The organism is Nocardia suismassiliense (genome assembly GCF_900269665.1).
In the GTDB taxonomy this organism is placed as follows: Bacteria; Actinomycetota; Actinomycetes; order Mycobacteriales; family Mycobacteriaceae; genus Nocardia; species Nocardia suismassiliense.
In genome coordinates, this window is sequence record NZ_LT985361.1 from 4634695 (window position 1) to 4652782 (window position 18088).

General features: G+C 68.0%; 17 protein-coding genes. 9 read left to right on the top strand and 8 right to left on the bottom strand.

Annotation, left to right across the window (positions count from 1 at the left end; all coding sequences use genetic code 11):
- Positions 1-25: 25 nt before the first annotated feature.
- From DBO33_RS20735 to DBO33_RS20745, 3 genes are all read left to right on the top strand, one after another.
- Complete coding sequence (locus DBO33_RS20735) at positions 26-973, top strand: helix-turn-helix domain-containing protein (protein ID WP_107656521.1); 948 nt, start codon at positions 26-28, stop codon at positions 971-973.
- Between the two features lie 196 nt (positions 974-1169).
- Complete coding sequence (locus DBO33_RS20740; protein ID WP_107656522.1) at positions 1170-1814, top strand: TetR/AcrR family transcriptional regulator; 645 nt, start codon at positions 1170-1172, stop codon at positions 1812-1814.
- A complete protein-coding gene (locus tag DBO33_RS20745; protein ID WP_159080385.1) occupies positions 1811-2395 on the top strand; it encodes an Rv1733c family protein in 585 nt (194 codons plus the stop codon). Before DBO33_RS20740 ends, DBO33_RS20745 begins: the two co-directional genes overlap by 4 nt.
- 62 nt (positions 2396-2457) lie before the next feature.
- Here DBO33_RS20745 and DBO33_RS20750 read toward each other — a convergent pair whose 3' ends face one another.
- Entirely contained in the window at positions 2458-4005 is a 1548-nt protein-coding gene (locus tag DBO33_RS20750) for an acyl-CoA carboxylase subunit beta (protein ID WP_107656524.1), read from the bottom strand.
- A 536-nt stretch (positions 4006-4541) separates the two neighbouring features.
- Here DBO33_RS20750 and DBO33_RS20755 point away from each other — a divergent pair.
- From DBO33_RS20755 to DBO33_RS20770, 4 genes are all read left to right on the top strand, one after another.
- Entirely contained in the window at positions 4542-5513 is a 972-nt protein-coding gene (locus DBO33_RS20755; RefSeq protein ID WP_234390948.1) for a transcriptional regulator, read from the top strand.
- Between the two features lie 50 nt (positions 5514-5563).
- Positions 5564-6514 (top strand): acyl-ACP desaturase, encoded by a 951-nt coding sequence (locus tag DBO33_RS20760; protein ID WP_107656525.1) that lies wholly within the window; start codon positions 5564-5566, stop codon positions 6512-6514.
- Complete coding sequence (locus DBO33_RS20765; protein ID WP_107656526.1) at positions 6511-7530, top strand: alpha/beta hydrolase; 1020 nt, start codon at positions 6511-6513, stop codon at positions 7528-7530. The genes DBO33_RS20760 and DBO33_RS20765 overlap by 4 nt, the downstream gene beginning before the upstream one ends.
- Positions 7531-7669: 139 nt before the next feature.
- Positions 7670-8704 carry an LLM class flavin-dependent oxidoreductase gene (locus tag DBO33_RS20770; protein WP_107656527.1) on the top strand — a complete coding sequence of 345 codons (1035 nt, stop codon included), beginning with the start codon at positions 7670-7672 and terminating at the stop codon, positions 8702-8704.
- Between the two features lie 102 nt (positions 8705-8806).
- Here DBO33_RS20770 and DBO33_RS20775 read toward each other — a convergent pair whose 3' ends face one another.
- Both DBO33_RS20775 and DBO33_RS20780 read right to left on the bottom strand, forming a co-directional pair.
- Positions 8807-9820 (bottom strand): fused (3R)-hydroxyacyl-ACP dehydratase subunits HadA/HadB, encoded by a 1014-nt coding sequence (locus tag DBO33_RS20775; RefSeq protein ID WP_159080386.1) that lies wholly within the window; start codon positions 9818-9820, stop codon positions 8807-8809.
- Between the two features lie 13 nt (positions 9821-9833).
- Positions 9834-10469 carry a YdcF family protein gene (locus tag DBO33_RS20780; protein ID WP_107656529.1) on the bottom strand — a complete coding sequence of 212 codons (636 nt, stop codon included), beginning with the start codon at positions 10467-10469 and terminating at the stop codon, positions 9834-9836.
- 389 nt (positions 10470-10858) lie between these two features.
- Between DBO33_RS20780 and DBO33_RS20785 the strand changes: the two genes are divergently transcribed.
- The gene (locus DBO33_RS20785) at positions 10859-12064 is read left to right on the top strand and encodes an esterase/lipase family protein (protein ID WP_107656530.1); all 1206 of its coding nucleotides are present in this window, start codon (positions 10859-10861) and stop codon (positions 12062-12064) included.
- A gap of 417 nt (positions 12065-12481) precedes the next feature.
- Complete coding sequence (locus tag DBO33_RS20790; protein ID WP_107660456.1) at positions 12482-13603, top strand: esterase/lipase family protein; 1122 nt, start codon at positions 12482-12484, stop codon at positions 13601-13603.
- Here the strand turns inward: DBO33_RS20790 and DBO33_RS20795 are convergent.
- The 5 genes from DBO33_RS20795 to DBO33_RS20815 all read right to left on the bottom strand — a co-directional run bounded on the left by DBO33_RS20795 (position 13553) and on the right by DBO33_RS20815 (position 17733).
- Complete coding sequence (locus DBO33_RS20795; protein ID WP_107656531.1) at positions 13553-14044, bottom strand: hypothetical protein; 492 nt, start codon at positions 14042-14044, stop codon at positions 13553-13555. The genes DBO33_RS20790 and DBO33_RS20795 overlap by 51 nt on opposite strands.
- Positions 14045-14359: 315 nt before the next feature.
- Positions 14360-14647 carry a response regulator transcription factor gene (locus DBO33_RS20800; protein WP_107660457.1) on the bottom strand — a complete coding sequence of 96 codons (288 nt, stop codon included), beginning with the start codon at positions 14645-14647 and terminating at the stop codon, positions 14360-14362.
- A gap of 127 nt (positions 14648-14774) precedes the next feature.
- Positions 14775-15857 (bottom strand): hypothetical protein, encoded by a 1083-nt coding sequence (locus DBO33_RS20805; RefSeq protein ID WP_107660458.1) that lies wholly within the window; start codon positions 15855-15857, stop codon positions 14775-14777.
- Complete coding sequence (locus DBO33_RS20810) at positions 15854-17041, bottom strand: sensor histidine kinase (RefSeq protein WP_107656532.1); 1188 nt, start codon at positions 17039-17041, stop codon at positions 15854-15856. Before DBO33_RS20810 ends, DBO33_RS20805 begins: the two co-directional genes overlap by 4 nt.
- Positions 17038-17733: a response regulator transcription factor gene (locus DBO33_RS20815; protein ID WP_107656533.1), complete on the bottom strand. Its 696-nt coding sequence runs from the start codon at positions 17731-17733 to the stop codon at positions 17038-17040. Before DBO33_RS20815 ends, DBO33_RS20810 begins: the two co-directional genes overlap by 4 nt.
- Positions 17734-18088 lie beyond the last annotated feature (355 nt).

Here is an 18088-nt window from a genome sequence, read left to right on the forward strand (position 1 = left end):
AAGCTTCGCATGGCAGACTCGATCTATGCGTCCTTCGGAGGTGCGTCAGTCGGCTGAATCCCCGCTGATCGGTGGGGCAGTTCCGGCGGGCGCACCGACGGTATTGCGCATGATGCTGGGTAGCAGGCTGCGCAAACTCCGGGAAGCCTGCGGGATGACCCGCGAGGACGCGGGCGAAGCCATTCGCGGCTCGCACTCGAAGATCAGCAGGTTGGAGCTCGGCCGCACCGGTTTCCGGGTGCGGGATCTGACCGATCTGCTCGATCTCTACGGGGTCACCGATCCCACCGAGCGCGAGGAATTCCTGGAGCTGGCGCGGCAGGGCAATCAGTCGGGCTGGTGGCACCGCGACAACGACTGGTTACCCAGGTGGTACGACACGTACCTCGGCCTGGAACAGGCGGCAACGCTGGTCCGCGCCTATGAACCGCGCGCGGTACCCGAACTCTTGCAGACCCCGGAGTATGCCCGCGCTCTCCTGTCACTGGCCCACTCGGGCGAGCTACAGCCCGATATCGAACGCCGCGTCGCACTGCGGATGCGTCGCCAGGAGATCCTGAACCGCCCGCATCCGCCGCAGCTCTGGGTGATCGTGGAGGAAGCCGCGCTGCGCAGGCCGATCGGCGGATCCGCGGTATGGAACGCGCAGATCAATCATCTGCTGAAGGTCGTCGAGAAGCGCAATATCACCGTCCAGGTGCTGGCCGACCATGTCGGCGGGCCCGCCCTCGCCGACGGCGCGTTCACCATGCTGCGCTTCGCCGAGGCCGATCTGCCCGACATCGTCTATCTCCAGCAGCTCACCAGCGCGCTCTACCTGGACAAGCAGGCCGACGTGGACGCGTATCGCGCCGTGGCCAACCAACTCTCGGTGCACGCCGCGCCGCCGGAGTACACCGTCTCGCTGCTGGAGGCGCTGCGCCGCCGGCAGCCGCCGATCCTCGATCAGCCGGCCGGCACCCGCCGAGTCTGACGGCTTTTCGTCACGTGATTCCGCTCGGCCGAGGTTGATTCGGCTCGGCGCGAATGGGCACCCGATACTCGAAAAGACTGGACGTTCGCGCTCTGTAGCGCGCTCGGCCGAGGTCGGTCAGCGTGACCCCGAAACCGAGTCCTCGCAGGGCGCGAAGTATTGTCCCGATGGGACAATAAGGTGGTAAAGTGACATTATGAGCGACACCGGTGTCGATCTCGATGGCCGCAGGCTGCGGACCAGACGCAGCCGGGAAGCGCTGTCGCGTGCGGCCTTCGAGCTGCTCACCGAGCGGGGGCTCGGCGCGGTCGCCGTCGAGGACATCGCGGTGCGGGCAGGCGTCACTCGGCGCACCTTCAGTCGGCATTTCACGTCCATCGCGGAGGCGATCCTCGGCGAGGTCGACCAAGACGTGCACCTGTTCAACGAGGCCCTGTGCCGCCGACCGGCGCACGAATCGCCGCTGGTCGCCTACCGCAACGCCGTACACGACTGGTTCGACGCGGAATACGGCGGCGAACGCGCCGCGCTGCTGGCCAGGCGGTGGGCGCTGTTCCAGCGCTTCGAGGAAGAACCCGAACTTTTCGCCGGATATCAGCGCATCCGCATCGAAGGTCAGCGAGAATCGGTGCGGATCATTGCCGCCCGGCTCGGCGTCGACCCGGAGCGGGACCTGCGCCCGGCCGCCGCGGTGGCCGCGGGTGCGGGCCTGCTGATCTCGGCCTTGCAGACCTGGGCCGCCGGCGACGATCCGAGCGGCCTGCCCGACCTCATCGAGGGATATTTCGACACACTCGTCGCACTCACCACCGAATTCCGGACCGAGGAGTCACCGTCATGACCACAGGGTCGGTGAATATGTATCGCAGGACGTGCCGTCGCGTCGGACTCGATCGAAATCCCATGCGCCGCAAAGAAGACCGGGTGCAGACCATGGTGGGGGTAGCCCTGGCGCTGGTGTTCCTGATACTCGTTCCGGTGCTGGTGATGTCGGTCGGCGCGCGGGTCTACCACACCGAAACCGGTGTGGTGCAGGCGAAAACGGCCCAGTTGCAGCGGGTCGAGGCGACGGTGACCGAGACCGGCAAGGCACCGCTGTACGCGCCGATCATGCCCGCCAAGGTCCGGTGGACCGACGCCGACGGCGTGGTGCACAACGAGGACTACCAATCGACCACCGTCGTGCAACCCGGCCAGGCCGTGACCATTTGGCGCAACAGTGCGGGCAAGATCGTCGAACCGCCGTCGCCGAGCCAGGCGCTCAGCAAGGCGGTGCTGTTCACCACCGGCGCCGTGCTCGGCACAATGGCCGTGGCGGCGGGCTGCTACGTCGCGCTGCGCAGCAGCCTCGACCGCAGGCGGCTGCGGATGTGGGAAATGGAGTGGGCGACAGCGGATCTGCGCTGGGGCAGCCACAGCTGACTCGAACACGCCACTGTCGGCGTTCGGTCACGTTGTGACACAGCGCAACCGGACGCGCTCTACTACACCGGCAAGAGGCTGTGCTTGCGCGGATTCGCTTTGGCGGTGTTCTTGTCGCGCAGCAACCGCAGAGCCTTGCGAATCTCCAGCCGCGTCTGCGACGGTTCGATGACCGCGTCGATGTAGCCGCGTTCGGCGGCGATCCACGGCGTGGCCATGGTGGCGTTGTAGAAGTCGATCATCTGCTGGCGCACCGTCGCCCGCTGATCGACCGGGGCGGCCTCGAGCTGCCTGCGTCCGACGATGCCGACCATGCTCTCGGCGCCCATCACCGCGATCCGGGCGGTCGGCCAGGCCAGGCTGATATCGGCGCCGAGCTGCTTGCAGCCCATCACCGCGTAGCCGCCGCCGTAGGCCTTGCGGGTCACCACCGTCACGATCGGCACGGTCGCCTCGATGACCGCGCGGAAGAAGCGGCCGCCGCGTTTGATCACGCCGCTGCGCTCCTCCTCGATGCCCGGCAGCACGCCGGGGGTGTCGACCACGAAGACGAGGGGCAGCCCGTAGGCGTCGCAGAGCCGGATGAAATGGGTGGCCTTGTCCGAGCACTGCGCGTCGAGCGCGCCGCCGAGCACCTGCGGCTGATTGGCGACGACGCCGACGCTGCGGCCGTCGACCCTCGCGAAACCGGTGATCAGATTCTGCGCGGTGGCCGCGCCCATCTCGTGGAAGTCGCCGTCGTCGAAGATCCGGACGAGGATCTCGTGCATGTCGTAGCCGACCTTGTCCGAATCCGGGATGATCGAGTTCAGTTCCAGGTCATGGCCGGTCACCTCCGGCTCCAGGCCGGGGTTCACCACCGGCGCCAGCTCCAGACAGCTCGACGGCAGGAAGCTCAGGTAGCTGCGCACCCAGTCGAAGGCGGCCTGCTCGTCGGGCGCGACATGGTGCACGGTGCCGTTGCGGGCCAGCGCCGCGGCGCCGCCCAGCTCGTCCGCGCTCACGTCGGCGCCGGTCACCTCCCTGGTGACCTCGGGGCCGGTGACGAACATGTACGACTTCTCGGTGGCGACCAGCACGTCCATATTGACCGGGCCGTACACCGAACCGGCCGCGCACTTGCCGAGCATGATGGCCACCTGCGGCACATAGCCGGACATGTCGCCCTGGCGCCGGCACATCAGCGCGTACCAGGCCAGCGAGGTGACCGCGTCCTGGATGCGCGCGCCGCCGGAGTCGTTGATCGCCACCACCGGGCAGGCGTTCTCGTAGGCGAACTCCATCGCGGTGGCGACCTTGCGGCCGAACATCTCACCGACCGAACCGCCGTGCACGGTCTGGTCGTGCGCGATCACCACGACCGGCCTGCCGTCGATGCGGCCGCGGCCGGTCACCACGCCGTCGCCGTACATCGCGCCCGGTTGCGCCGTCTGGCGCATCAGCGCGCCGATCTCCACGAAGCTGCCCGGGTCGAGCAGCGCGCGCACCCGTTCCCGCGCGCTCGGGATGCCTTTGGTCTTGCGTTTCGCGATGCCGGTCTCGCCGGCGGGTTCCTCAGCGAGCTCCAGGATCCCCCGCAGCTCTTCCAGCTTCTCTCGCGTACCGGTCATAGGTAGTGTTTTGCCCTTCGAAACTCTGCAGCGTCGCCGTACGGGGGCGCAGCGCTCGATGTTATCCGTGGTGAGAGCTACTGCACAGTTGTTCGTCACATCCGATGGGACACCTCACAGGTTTGGCCGGCCCGCTCTCGGTGTAGGGACACCCCGCGCGGCCTGCGGAGGGGGCGGATGTTTGTGCAAGTTACCAGTCTGCGCGGGCCGCGCCGATGAGTGATCCCGAGGTTCGCGCGCATGTCTGTTCGGGGACCCTCGGCTGACGTTAAGGTGACGCCGACGCAGCGCCGGAATGCGCGGTCGGCGCTGCGTCACACATTCTTTGATGACGCGCGGCCGCTGTGCGGTGGAAATCCCGGCGGGCCGAATGCGCGGTCGCCGTCGAAATCATGCCCGGGTGGTCGGTTGGCTGTGCCGAAAATCACTCGGCGGCTTGTGAATTCGCCCAATGGGTGGCGAGATCACTGATGAGATCCCCGATTTCGCGCTCGTATCCCGATTTGATCACGATCCGGCGCTAGCCTTCATGAGTCATGACGGCAATGCAGGTGAGTTCGAGTTCCGCGAGTTTGGCATCGAAACTGCTCGACTACTTAGCCGGGCACGCGGGCGCCGGTCTGCCGGGTGAGGTCACGGCCACCACCCGAGATTGTGTGGTCGCCGCGGTGCGGTTGCTCACGCCGCGGACCCCGTCGCGGGTGGCCGAGCCACCCGAAATCGCGGGTACCGCAACGCGTTGGGCCCGCGAAGGCGTCGCGCTGGAAACGGTGCTGGCCGCCTACCACGACGAAATTCGGGCCGGGCTCGAATTCGTCGCGGCGGATACCGAAGGTGACGACGTCGTCGCGGGGGCGCAACTGATCTTGCGAATCCTGGAAATGGTGACGCTCACGGCGTCGACCGCCTATGTCGACGAGCATCGGGTGGTGGCCAGGGAACACCAAACAGCCGCACAGACTTTGGTGTCCGCACTGCTCGGCGGCCATGCGGTCGGCGATCTGGCGATGCAGACCGGGATCGCGGTCGCACCGGCGTATCAGGTGGTGGCGCTGAGCATTCCGGCCCACCCCGAGGAGCGAAGACCCGGCCTCGGCGCCGCGGCGGCCCGGCGCAAACTGCGCAGGGTGCAGTCCGCGCTGGCCAAACCACTGGGCTCCCGGGCCTTGTCGCTGCTGTCCGCGGCGGGCGGCACCGTGCTCGTGCCCACCGATGTGCGGCCCGCCCGCATCGGCTCGCCCGCGATGACCGCCGAGGTGCTCGCCATGCTCAGCGACGCCGCCGAGGTGCCGCTGACCGCCGTGATGGCCGTCGGCTCCACCGCGCGCATTCCCGAACTCGCCGCGCGCACACATGATCTGCTGGACCGCATCCGCGCCGCGGAGCGCGCGCCCGGGCTCTACCGGGTGGCGGAACCGCAGGATTCGCCCGATTGTGACCCGGCCCAGCCGGTCCGGATTCCCGTGGTCACCTCGCCCAACGATCATGAAATCGGTCGTTCCGCTTGATGTCTCGCCTTTAGGGTCGAATTCCGCCGCGCCGAGCACAAGGAGTCCGTGTGACCACCGCATTGACCGATCGCGATATTCTGGGTGAACTGGAACCCGTCGCCGAACGTTTGCTCAATGACCACATTCGCAAAGCCAAGGCGTGGAATCCACACGATTATGTGCCGTGGGACGACGGCCGTAATTTCGCCGCCATGGGCGGAATGGACTGGGAGCCCGGTCAATCGAGGCTGACCGAGGTGGCCAGGACCGCCATGGTGACCAACCTGCTCACCGAGGACAATCTGCCGTCCTATCACCGGGAGATCTCGGAGACCTTCTCCCTGGACGGCGCCTGGGGCACCTGGGTCGGTCGCTGGACCGCCGAGGAGAATCGCCACGCCATCGTCATGCGTGACTATTTGGTGGTCACCCGCGCGGTCGATCCGGTGCTGCTGGAACAGGCCAGGATGGCGCATATGACCACGGGTATCGCGAAACCCGTGAAGGGCCAGCAGTTCCTGCGTTCGGTCGCCTATGTCACGCTGCAGGAATTGGCCACCAGAATCAGTCATCGCAACACCGGAACCGCGTGCGACGAACCCATCGCCGAGCGTATGCTGCAACGGATTGCCGCCGACGAAAATCTTCACATGATCTTTTATCGCAACATCAGCGCCGCGGCTCTCGACCTGATGCCGAACGAGACGCTGCGTGCCATCACCGACGTCGTCACGCGCTTCCAGATGCCCGGCCTCACCCAGCCGAACTTCCGCCGCAACGCGGTCGTGCTCGCCAAACACGGCATCTACGACCTGCGCCAGCACCTCGACGTGGTGGTGCGGCCGGTGCTGCGGGCGTGGGATGTGTTCGAGCGCACCGACCTATCCGGCGACGGTGAACGAGCGCGCGACGAGCTCGGCGCCTACCTCGACGAATTGGCCGAGAAGGCAACACGATTCGAAGAACAGCGCGACCGGGTGGCGGCCAGACAGGCAGAACGAGCCGCCGCGAAACCATGAGACGCCGGGGTCCGATCAGCGCGGCGGCGATGGCAGTCATCGCCGCGACGGTCGCTGTGCCCGCGGTGGCCGACACACCGGGCGTGCCGAGCGCCCCGCCGCCCGCCGTCGACCCGGCGATGACCAGGACCGGACTGCTCTCGATCGACAGCGTGGGCCCGCAGCGTGAGCGGCTGCGGATCTCGTCCGCGGCCATGCGGCGGGTGATCGAGGTCGACGTGCTGCGCGGCACCGGCGCGGCACCGCGCCCGACGCTGTACCTGCTCGACGGCGTCGACGGCGAGGCCACCTCGGGCTGGCTGAGCAAGGGCGGCGCGGCGGAGTTCTTCGCGGACAAACCGGTGGACGTGGTGCTGACCGGCGGCGGCACCGGCAGCATGTACAGCGACTGGGTCCGGCACGACACCGCCCTCGGCCTGAACCGGTGGGAAACATTCCTCACCGAGGAACTGCCGCCGATCGTGGAGTCGCTGTTACGTTCCAGCGGCCGCCGCGCCGTCGCCGGGGTCTCGATGGGCGCGCAGGCGGCAATGATGCTGGCACAACGGCATCCGGGGCTTTATCACGCCGTGGCGGGCATGAGCGGATGTTATTCGACGGCGGATCCGCTGGGGCGCGCCGTCACCACGATCACCGTCGCCTCGCGCGGTGGCAATGTCGAAAACCTCTGGGGCCCACCGACATCGCCGGAGTGGGCGGCACACGACAGCCTGCTCGGCGCGGAAGCGTTGCGTGGCACCGCCATCTACCTCTCGGCCGCCACCGGCGTGCCGACCGGCGCCGACCTGGTGGCCATCGCGCAGTCGCCCACCCTCGTCGAGGCGCTGCGGCTGGCGGGCGGTGGCGCGGCGCTGGAAGCCGGCGCCCGCTCGTGCACCGAGCGGTTCGCCGGTCGGCTGACCGAACTGGACATCCCCGCCGCCGTGCACTACGACACCGCGGGCATGCACACCTGGCCGGACTTCGAGGCGCAACTGCCACAGGCCTGGCAAGCCCTCGCCCCAGCCCTCTACTGACGCCCGCTGTGGGAGGTTCCGCACTCTCTCTCGGGATCCGCACTGCTTAGGGGCCCCACAGTGGGTGCGAGCCCCGAGAGAGAGTGCGGCTGTGCGGTGGCCGGTGGAATCAGCGAGAGGTTGTTGCGTTGACACAGGTATGACCTCGGCACTTCCGTCCGTCCGGTTCTCGATTCTGGACCGCTCGCGCGTTCGGCGCGGGCAGAGCCACCCTGCGGCGTTGCGCGACACCGTCGAGTTCGCCCGGCTCGCCGAGGAGTGGGGTTATCACCGTTTCTGGGTGTCCGAGCACCACAGCGTGCCCGGTGTGGCCGGGTCGGCGCCGACGGTGCTCGCCGCGGCGGCCGCGGCGGCGACCGAACGCATCCGGATCGGCACCGGCGGGGTGATGCTGCCCAACCATCAGCCACTGATCGTCGCCGAACAGTTCGGCGTGCTGGAGTCGTTGTATCCGGGGCGGATCGACATGGGCCTAGGCCGCTCGGTCGGCTTCACCGACGGGGTGCGCCGCGCGCTCGGCCACGACAAACGCGACGCCGAGGACTTCGACGCCCAGCTGACCGAGTTGCTCGACTACTTCGACCACGGCCGCAACGGCGTGCACGGCTGGCCGTCCGAGGGGCTGCGGATTCCGGCGTTCCTGCTGGCGACCGGCTCCGGGGCGGAGCGGGCCGCGCGGTTCGGGCTGCCGCTGGTGATCGCCGCGGTGGGCGGGCAGGACCGCATGGTCGAGGCGATCGAGCGATACCGGGCCGAGTTCCGCGCCACCACTTGGGGCGCGCACCCGTACGTCATGGTGTCGGGGTCGGTCGTCATCGCCGATACCACCGAGGAGGCGCACCGGCTGCTGCTGCCCGAGGCGTGGTCGAACGCGTCCTCGCGGCCCCGCGGCGAATTCCCGACGCTGATCCCGCCCGCCGACATCGAGGCGATGACCATGAGCGATCGGGAACGGCGCATCTTCGAGGACTCGTTGCGCGATCAGGTGCACGGCACCGAGGACGAGATCGCCGATCAGTTGGAGCGGTTGGTGCTCAGCACCGGTGCCGACGAGATCCTGGTGCACACAAGCACTTACGATCGGGCGGCCCGGCTGGAGTCGCATCGCCGGCTCGCGCGGCTCACCGGACTGCTCGGCTCGGCGAGCGCCGCCCGTGCCACCTCGGCGGTGTAGCCGAGGCTCGAGCGGCCAGTGCCGCCGGGACAACTTCGGCGGCGTAACCGACGGCTCGATCCGCCAGTGCCGCCCGGGCAACCTCGGGGATGTAGCCCAGGCTCAACCGGCCACGGGGAAGCGGACTTCCGCGGCGGCGTAGCCGAACAGCTTGCGACCGTCGGACCGGGCGTCGATCGCGATGGTGGCCCGGCGGCGGCGCGGATCGAGGGCGCTGATCCGGCCGTGGAACTCGATAGCGCTAGTCGCACGGGTTGGGACCCGTAGCGAGTGCGCGAAGTGGGCGAACTGCGCGCGAAACCTGCTGACAGCGGATGGATCGCCGAGCCAGCAACTCAGAAAGCTTGCTGCCAGACCAAGTTTCAGCATGCCCGGGGCGACCACCGATGGCAGGCCGGTCGCGGTCCGTTCGTCGTAGGTGGCCGACTCGGCGTCACCCACCACCTTCGCGTAGTTCATCACGTCACCGCGCGACAGATGCACGGTGTACGAAGGAAGTTCGGTGCCGACGGCGAGCGTCTCGAAATCGATGGCGGTGCAGGGCATCCGCGTCGCACACGGCGGGGCGACGCGGGCCGCGGCCGCGGGAACGAGGTTGCCGGGCACCGGACCCGGCCGGATGGGGGAGCAGCCCTGCACCGACTCGGCGAGCCCGGTCCTGGCGAGCAGCGCGGTCGACCCGGTCTGCACGGTCTCGCCGTGCTGATCGATCAGCACGCTCTTGATCGCCAGCACGTCGTAGTCGGCGAAATGCCGGAACGACTCGAAATAGATGTCACAGCTCAGCCGATCGCCCGCGACCAGCGGCCTGCCGAGGTCGAGGACCTGGTCCGCATGCAGAATCCGGGTCGCCGAATACCCGGTGATCAAGGTGTCCAGTATCTCCCGCTGCACCCGGTTCAGGATCATCGAGGACAACGTGGCCGGCGCGAGCAGTCCGGCGAAACCGAGCTCGGCGGCCGCGTCCGCACTCCAGTGCGCCGGGTGGTAATCCTGTACCGCACGGGCGAATTCGCGAATCGTCGCCCGGTCGATCGGGTAGGCGGTGGTCGATCGGTACCGGTGGTTAACCAGGGCGCCGACCTGGTCGGCCGGTGTGACGGAAAGGTCGCGCATCATTGCTCCTGCCTTACGAACCGGGACCGAATTGCCATGCCAGCGGCGGTATCTGATCCGGTGTCACCGTGCCGACCACCTCGACGCCCGCATCGGTGAAGGTGCCGACGGCCCGGTCGATATGGTCGGCCGAGGTGACCACCACCGCGTCCCGCGCACCGATCGCCCGCATGATGCGCGCGCTGTGTTCGGCGTTCTGCACGGTCGACGACGCCTCCGGCTCCAGGTGAATCCGCTCGGGTGCGATGCCGTGTGCGACGAACCAATCCGCCATGGCGCGCGCCTCGGTGATGCCGTTGTGCGGATTGCCGCCGGTGACGATGATCGGTGACGCCGGGGCGAGCAGGGCCTGTACGAAGCCGGCGTGCAGGCGGTCGATCAGCTCCGGGCGCATCGACCCATCGGGCAGCAGGCCGTAGCCGAGCACCACGATCGCAGTCGCCGGACCGTGCAGCGCCGGAAGAGGTTCCGGCTCCGGCGGGACCAGAGCCCGCAGCACATCCGGTAGTGCGCGGTCGGCCGAGCCGGTGCCCTCGGCCAGCGCGGCCGGGAAGTGGACGAGCGCGGCGGCGACGGCGACCGCGCCGAAGAGAGTGCGTACGGTGCGCCGTGCCGGGCACGACGGTCCGCGAAAAGGATTGGCGAACATGGGCAGCTCCGAGGATCAGCAGGCTGCGGACAGCGGGAAAGATTCACCCATGCTCGGCTATTCGTTCGTATTCGCCGCGGAATTCTTTTGTTGTCTGTAGACCTCACCGTCGGGCGTCGTCGCGGTTCGGAGAAAAGCACGTGCCTTTTGTGGGAAAGCGGAAATATCGTCCCGCCGCGCTGTGACCATTCCTCATCGACCAATTTGCTCGGCCGGACTGTGTCGTATACCTAACCGCGACAGCGGCTTTGGTGAGCTGTCCAGTAACCGCGCTGTCCCGTCGGCCGGTGACCTTCCCGGTTTTAGCGTTGGCGCAGTTTCGGTGCCGCCGAACGGCATCCCCCTCGGCACTGCGACACCAATTCTTGCTCGACGTAGGAAGGCATGCAATGAAACGAAGTACCTTCGGCCGATCGTCGCTCGCGGCGGCGGTGCTGACCGGTGTCTCGGTGCTGATCATGGGCATCGCCGGGGTCGGCGCGAGCGCTGACCCGGCGGCCGCGGCGACCGACCAGTCCCTGGCCGATTACATCGCCGCGGGCCGGAAGGCGGCGCCGGTCGCCGAATCCGGCAGCGCGTCCGGCTCCGCCTGCAACTCCGGTAGCGGCGCCGGGTCGGGCAACGGCTCGGGGAACTGTTTCGGCGGCTCGGGCAGCAGTTCCGGCCTGTCCGGTGGTTATGCCAGCGACACAGTCGGTTACGGCCCGCCGATGACCTCCTGGCTGGCCGCCTTCGGCCACGGCTTGATGAACCCGGATGTCGCGCCGCCCGGCGCCAACGACTGGAGCTGCAAGCCCACCGCCGCGCACCCCCGCCCGGTGGTGATGCTGCACGGCACCTGGATGAACGCCTACAACGGCTACGCGTACATGGGTCAGCCGATCAAGGACGCCGGCTTCTGCACCTTCACCTTCAATTACGGCCGGTCCAACCTGGTCCAGGGTGGCGGTCTCGGCTCGGTGCTGCCCGGCGTGATGGGTACCGGCTACATCCAGGACTCCGCCAAACAGCTGGCGACGTTCATCGATCGGGTGATCGCCGCGACCGGCGCCGCCGAGGTCGACATCATGGCGCACTCGCAGGGTGGCGCGATGGCGAACTGGTACACCAAGTTCGAGGGCGGCGCGGACAAGGTGCAGAACCTGATCACCTACGGTGCCACGCATCACGGCACCTCCCTGGTCGGCATCGGCGCGCTGGGCCGGGCGATCAACAACTTCGGCATCGACATTCTCGGCTTCATCGAGATCTTCGTCGGGCACGCCGGTATCCAGCAGACGATCGGTTCCGACTTCGTCAACCAGCTGAATGCCAACGGCGACACCATTCCCGGCGTCGACTACACGATTGTCGGCACCCGCTACGACGAGATCACCAACCCGTACGACCTGACCTTCCTGCGGCCGGGACCGGGGGCCTCGGTACAGAACATCACCTTGCAGGACGGCTGCGAACAGGACGTTTCGGATCATTTGACGATCATGTACTCACCCCGCGCCTTGTCCATCGCGCTGCGGGCCCTGGACCCGGCGGGCCACCCCAACCTGGAGTGCACCTTCAATCCGTGGCTGATCGGCGGCGGCGGGCAGCTGTAGCACCTCGATAGAACGTGCATCTCGGCGAACAGGTGGAACCCCAACCCTCCGAGCCTGTTCCGCCGGATGCGCCACCGTCACGGCGACCGATGCGCACAGAACAGATTCTTCAACCCCGCCTCTCTGTTCCGTAGCGTATTTCGGCCCGTGGCGAAAGTGCCCACCGGAAGGCGACCGCACGCGCCGCCCGGTGGGCACTGTGCTTTTTCACCGAATCTGCAACAGGTTTACCGGACCTGGATGAAATTTACGTGCCATTGGTCGCGTGGTTATATCCGCTCCATGAGTCGCTGTTTGCCTGTAGGTCGCACCGTCCGGCACGGGTTTTTCCGGGGAAATCGCCCCGGATCTTCCCGTGCCGGACTGTGCCGTTTCCGTGTATCCCGAACGCTGCGCCCGACGCAGGAAGGCATGTCGATGAAACGAAAGACCTCCCGTCGATTATCGATGGCGGCGGCGCTGCTCGGCGTCTGCGCGCTGCTCCTGGGTGTCGCGGGTGCGGGCGCGAACGCCGCACCGCCGGACGCGTCGATCGAGCAGCGCATCGCCGACCGGATCGACGCGAGCGGACCCGGCGCCGCGATCGCCGACTACGGCTTCAGCGCGGGTCTCTCCGGCGGATTCGCTAGCGAAACAGTCGGTTCCGGTCCGGTACTGCCCGCGTGGCTGGCGGCCTTCGGCTATGGTCTCACCCATCCGGACGCCGCCCCGCCCGGCGCCAACGACTGGAACTGCCGGCCCACCGCCGCGCACCCGCGCCCGGTGGTGCTGCTGCACGGCACCTGGATGAACGCCTACAACAGCTTCGCTTTCATGAGCCAGCCGATCAGGGACGCGGGCTTCTGCACCTTCGCCTTCAACTACGGCCGCGCCGATCCGACCCAGGGCGGCGGCTTGCCGCCGCTGCTGCCCGGCGTGATGGGCACGGGCAACATCGAGATCTCGGCCAAGCAGCTGGCCGCCTTCGTCGACCGGGTACTGTCGGCCACCGGCGCGCCCGCCGTCGATATCATCGGGTATTCGCAGGGTGGCGCGATGGCGAACTGGTACACCAAGTTCGAGGGCGGCGCGGCCAAGGTGCAGAACCTGATCACCTACGGCGCAACGCATCACGGGTCCACCATCGACGGTATCGCCGCGCTCGGCCGGGCCATCAACAACATCGGCGCCGACATCGTCGGCGCCAGCTCGATCGTGGTCGGCCATGCGGTCGCCGAGCAGACCATCGGTTCTGATTTCGTCAACCAGCTGAATGCCAACGGCGACACCGTCCCCGGCGTCGACTACACCATCGTCGGCACCCGCTACGACGAGATCATGACCCCCTACAACCTGACCTTCCTGCGCCCGGGCCGGGACGCGTCGGTGCAGAACATCACCCTCCAGGAGGGCTGCGAACAAGACCTCTCCGATCACCAGACGATGATGTACTCACCCCGCGCCCTGTCCATCGCCCTGCGCGCCCTGGATCCGGACGGGCACCCGGAGCTAGTCTGCACCTTCAACCCGTGGCTGATCGGCGGCGGCGGGCACCTCTGACACCGGCTCGGTGGCGCTCGCGCACTCGTGCGACATCCTGACCTCGATGTCACTCGCGGTGAGCGCCGCCGAGGTCTTGGTCGCCAGATGCTCGGCCCAGGACAACTCCTGCGCCAGGGCGATCGCCGAGTTCGTTGTGGTGCAGTGGAACTGAGCGGACGCCACGCTGTCGTCCAGCGCGAAGATCACATCGACGGCGACCTTGCGGTGCACCGTGACGGTGATCGCCGCGATCGCCCGGCGCTCGACGCAGTGTTTGACATCCACGGTGGCCAGCGGCAGGTCGCGCACCCGTGGGGTGCTGATGCCGACCACGTTGCCGTAGCGCCACCGGCGCGGTGACCGGCCGCCCGACTGCCCGACGGCCTCGTGCACCGCGAGGATGAGATCGTCCAGCGCCGGAGCTGGGACGGTCACCTCATAGGTATAGCGACGGTTCACGATAGGTGCCCACACCTTCCGCGTGTGGTCGCGATGTGTCGCACCGGCGACCGAGTCCAGAACAAGTAATGCCCGAGAAGATCGTGGGCGCAACCGATTCGCACGACGGCAGGGTGCTTGCCGAGTGCCGTGGTCTGTTCCGTCCGCGAACCCTGACGATGTCACGATTTCGCATCGTTGTCTGTCGGTCAAATGTCCGACACCGTCGTCGGGGAGTAATGGAGGTTACCGGATCGCATCCACTGTTCGAATGACTTCGATTCGACTATCGCGATGTTAGCGTCGAAGTGAACGAAAGACCGTGGCGCAATGCGACTACAACTCATCCAGCGTGATCAAACCGTCCTGCAGGGCGCGGGCCACCAGCGCGGCCTTGGTATTGGCCGCCCGGTCGACCGCCGCGTACTTGGCGCGGATGCGGGTGATGTGGGTGTTGACCGTACCGATCGACAGGTAGAGCTGCATGCCCACTTGGGTTTTCGAGTCGCACTTGACCCAGGCGACCAGCACTTCGAGTTCGCGCGCCGACAGGTGCGGGTCGCGCCACAAGGCGATCGGGTTCGGGTTCGGTTGAGATCGGGGATCCGGAACGATGGAGTGCATCTGTATTTCCCGCTTCATGCAGTATCAAGTCGGCCCCGGTCCCGCACCTCCCCGAAGGTTGCAGACCAATAACCGATGTGCCCACTGAATATACGATCCGCGGTGGCTTCTGGGAATTCCCCAGCTTTCAGCCCGCAGGTCTGGGGTCTTGCTTCGCGTCGCGAACGAGTTGGTGGTCGTCCAGGTCGGACCGTACCGCGCCGTCGGCCTGCACCTCGATGCGCAGTTCGCCGTTGTCGCGCAACAGGATCGAGGCGAGCGTCGCGCGGCCCGGCGGCAGGATGCGCGCCGTGACCGTGCCACCGTCGGCATAATCGAGCGCGTCGCGTAAGACGGTGCGCACCTGTTGTCGGAGGCCGGGGTCGACCTCGTCCAGGCCGCCGCCGTCGTCGAGCACCACCGTCACCCCGCGCTGGCGCGCGTAGCGTGCCGCGGTGCCGACCGAGGCATCGATCATCAGACCACCGAGGATGTCGTCGCGCAACTCCGCCTCGACCAGCTTGCACTCGGCCTGCTCCTGCGCGGTCAGTCCACGTCCGGACGCGATGATCTCGAGCAGCGGCCGCGCGGCGCTGTCGAGACGGGCGACGCGCTCGTCGCGCTCCTGCTGGGCGGCCTGTGCCGCGGCTTCGGCGGCGGCGCGGTCGGTATCTTGTTGGCGCAGCGCGAGAATCGAGTGCGCCATCGGGCGGACCACCCTGGCGAAGAAGGTCGCCATCAGCAGCGGGGTCAGGTTGATGAACGAGAACCCCACGCCGGTAAGCAGTCCCTGACCGGTGCGCGCGGTCCACCAGCCGCAGACGGCGATCTGCCCGAGCACGCCCGACCAGGCCCACAGCGGTGCGCCGCGCACGCAGAGGAAGTTCAGATACGCCGAAGCCGCGCCGAGAAACCAGAGCTGGGTGGAGTTGTCCATCGGAATCGGCAGCTGCCGGATGGCCAGTGCGGTCGCGAGCGGGGCGGCCAGCGCGGCGGGCGCGGCGAACCGGACCGGCAGCGGATCGCCGGGGGCGAGGATCATCGCGGCGGCGGCGCTGAGGATGAGGAGCGCCGCGAAGACAGTGAACCGGATATCGCGGATGCCGTCGTTGGCGGCGAGCGCCATCGAACAGACCGCGACGGCGAGCAGGCCCGACAGCAGCCACGCCGCCGGGGTGCGCATGCCGAGGATGTCGCGGACGTCGTCCCGGACCGTCTGATTCGTCGTCATCGGGCCACCCACCCGGCGCTGACATGGCAGCCGCGCCCCGGCGCGGCATCGATGGCGGACCAACCGCCCGGTAGTTCGGCGAGCCGATCGGTGATGCTGGCGCGCAAGCCGATTCGATCCGGCGGGACGGTCGCCGGATCGAATCCGACGCCGTCGTCCATGACATCGACGCGCACCGAAGTCGCGTCGGCCGTCACCCGCACCGCGCAGTCGGCCGCGTGGGTGCGCGAACCGGCGTGGCGCTGCCAGTTGCGCAGCGCCTCGCCCACCGCGGCGGCCAGCGCGGTCGCCACGTCGCTCGGCACCGCGAGGGTGCCGCTGGCGGGGCGGTCGGCGTGCAGCCGCACCGAGTCGTCGACCTCGGCCGCCGTCGCGCGGATGCCGGCGACCACCTGATCGAGGTCGACGGTGTCCGGCTCCGGCCGGCCGGTGCGCAGCCGTTCGAGATCGCGCAGCGTCATGTCCGCGTGATGGGTCAGGACGGTGGAGTTCGGCGCGCGCGACGCCTCGAGCAGTGTCGCGATGACCCAGTCGTGCGCCAGGGCGTCGAAGCGCCGCCGCTCGAACCGGCGCGCCTCGGCCGCCGCGGTGGCGGTGGCCTTGGCGCGGACGGCGTGCGAGGTGCGATCCAGCGTGCGCCCGACCCGCACCAGCACCACGCATGCGGCGCAGGGCAGCGCCGAATACGCCACGGCGAACAGCATTTCCGGCACTATCGGGTTGCCCGCGTCCGGTCCTCGGGCGTACGCCGCGGCGATCTGGGCGAGCGTCGCGGCAACGGCGAGATAGCCGAAGGGCATGAGCCGCCAGAAGATACAGAGCGCCAGTGCGGGCAGACCCGGAATCCAGGTGATCCACAACGACTTCTCGGCAGGCACGAGGGCATCGGCGCGCACCACCAGCCAGGCGATCGCGGCGAGCAGGTAGCCGAGCGCGAAAGTCAGGACCGCGTAACGGACCAGATCGAAGCGCCAGCGCGCCGCGGCGACCACGATGCCCACGGTGGGCAGGTAGATCGCGGTGAGCGCGAACGGTGTCCACCACGGCGCGGCGAGCGCGGACTGGGCCAGGGCGGTGGGCATGGTCAGGGCGGCGTAGAAGATGCCCCCGGAACCGACGAACAGGCTTGCGCCACGGACGAGTCGGGCTTCGGCGCTGCGCCGTGGCGCGGCCGTTTCGATCATCGGGGCCGGGAATCGCCGCCGAGGAAGCCGTCCCGCTTGGCCTCGCGGTACAGGTCCACCCGCGAGCGGACCGGCCTGCCCGCCTCGGCGTACCGACGGCGGATCCGGCTCAGGTAGTCGTTGACCGTGTGTTCGGAGAGGCCGAGTTTGTGCGCCACCGACGCGGCGGTCTCGCCGTTCGCGTAGTGCTCCAGCACGTCTCGCTGCCGCGGCGGCAGATCGATGTTGGTCAGCGCCGGGTCGCTGTCGATGGCCGAGGCCCAGGCCATCGTCGCGACCTGCCTGCCGGAGGCGGCCGCGCGGATCATCGCGGTGGTGCGTTCGGCGGGATCGCTTTTCAGCGCGACGCCGAGCACGCCCGCGCGGGCGGCCGAGCGGATCAGGTCCCGCCAGTCGCCGGTGGTGTAGACCAGGCAGGGAATGTCGAGGCTGTGCAGCAGTTCGACATTCGCGCGCGGGCTGGAGCCGTCGGGCAGCCGCAGGTCCAGCACGGCCAGGTCGAGATCGGTGGTCCGCTCCAAGAGGGCGGGCACCGTCTGCGCGATCGCCACGACAGTGAGATCCGGCTGTTCGGACAGGATCGCGGCCAGGCCGACCGCGACCGCCTGGTGGTCTTCGACGATGCCGATGCGTCGCACGGTGCCCGGTGTCGCGTAGGGGCCTGGCAGATCGGTGACGGCGACGCCGGCCATTGTGAGGAGTCGACGGAGCACCATGAATGGCATTAAATCACTCGGTCCCGAAAGTTCCAAGTGAATCCGTTCGGCAATTAGGATTTCGGCCTCGGCGGCGGTGGGAGCGAATGCCGGGTCCGGCATTGCGCGTCGTACGACGTAATCTGATATCGACCGGTCGGTTCGGTGCGAAACCTGGTGAAACAGGTTGTGGCAGTGGTGATCAGCGACCGTACCCGTCGATGATCCATAGCCGTTTTCGGCACCTCGGCTTATGCTGATTCGAATTCCGCATTTTCACATGCGGATCGGACATCAGTCGACCGGCGCGCGGTGTGCGCATTAATTCCTGGATTTGCTCCGAATTACCTAT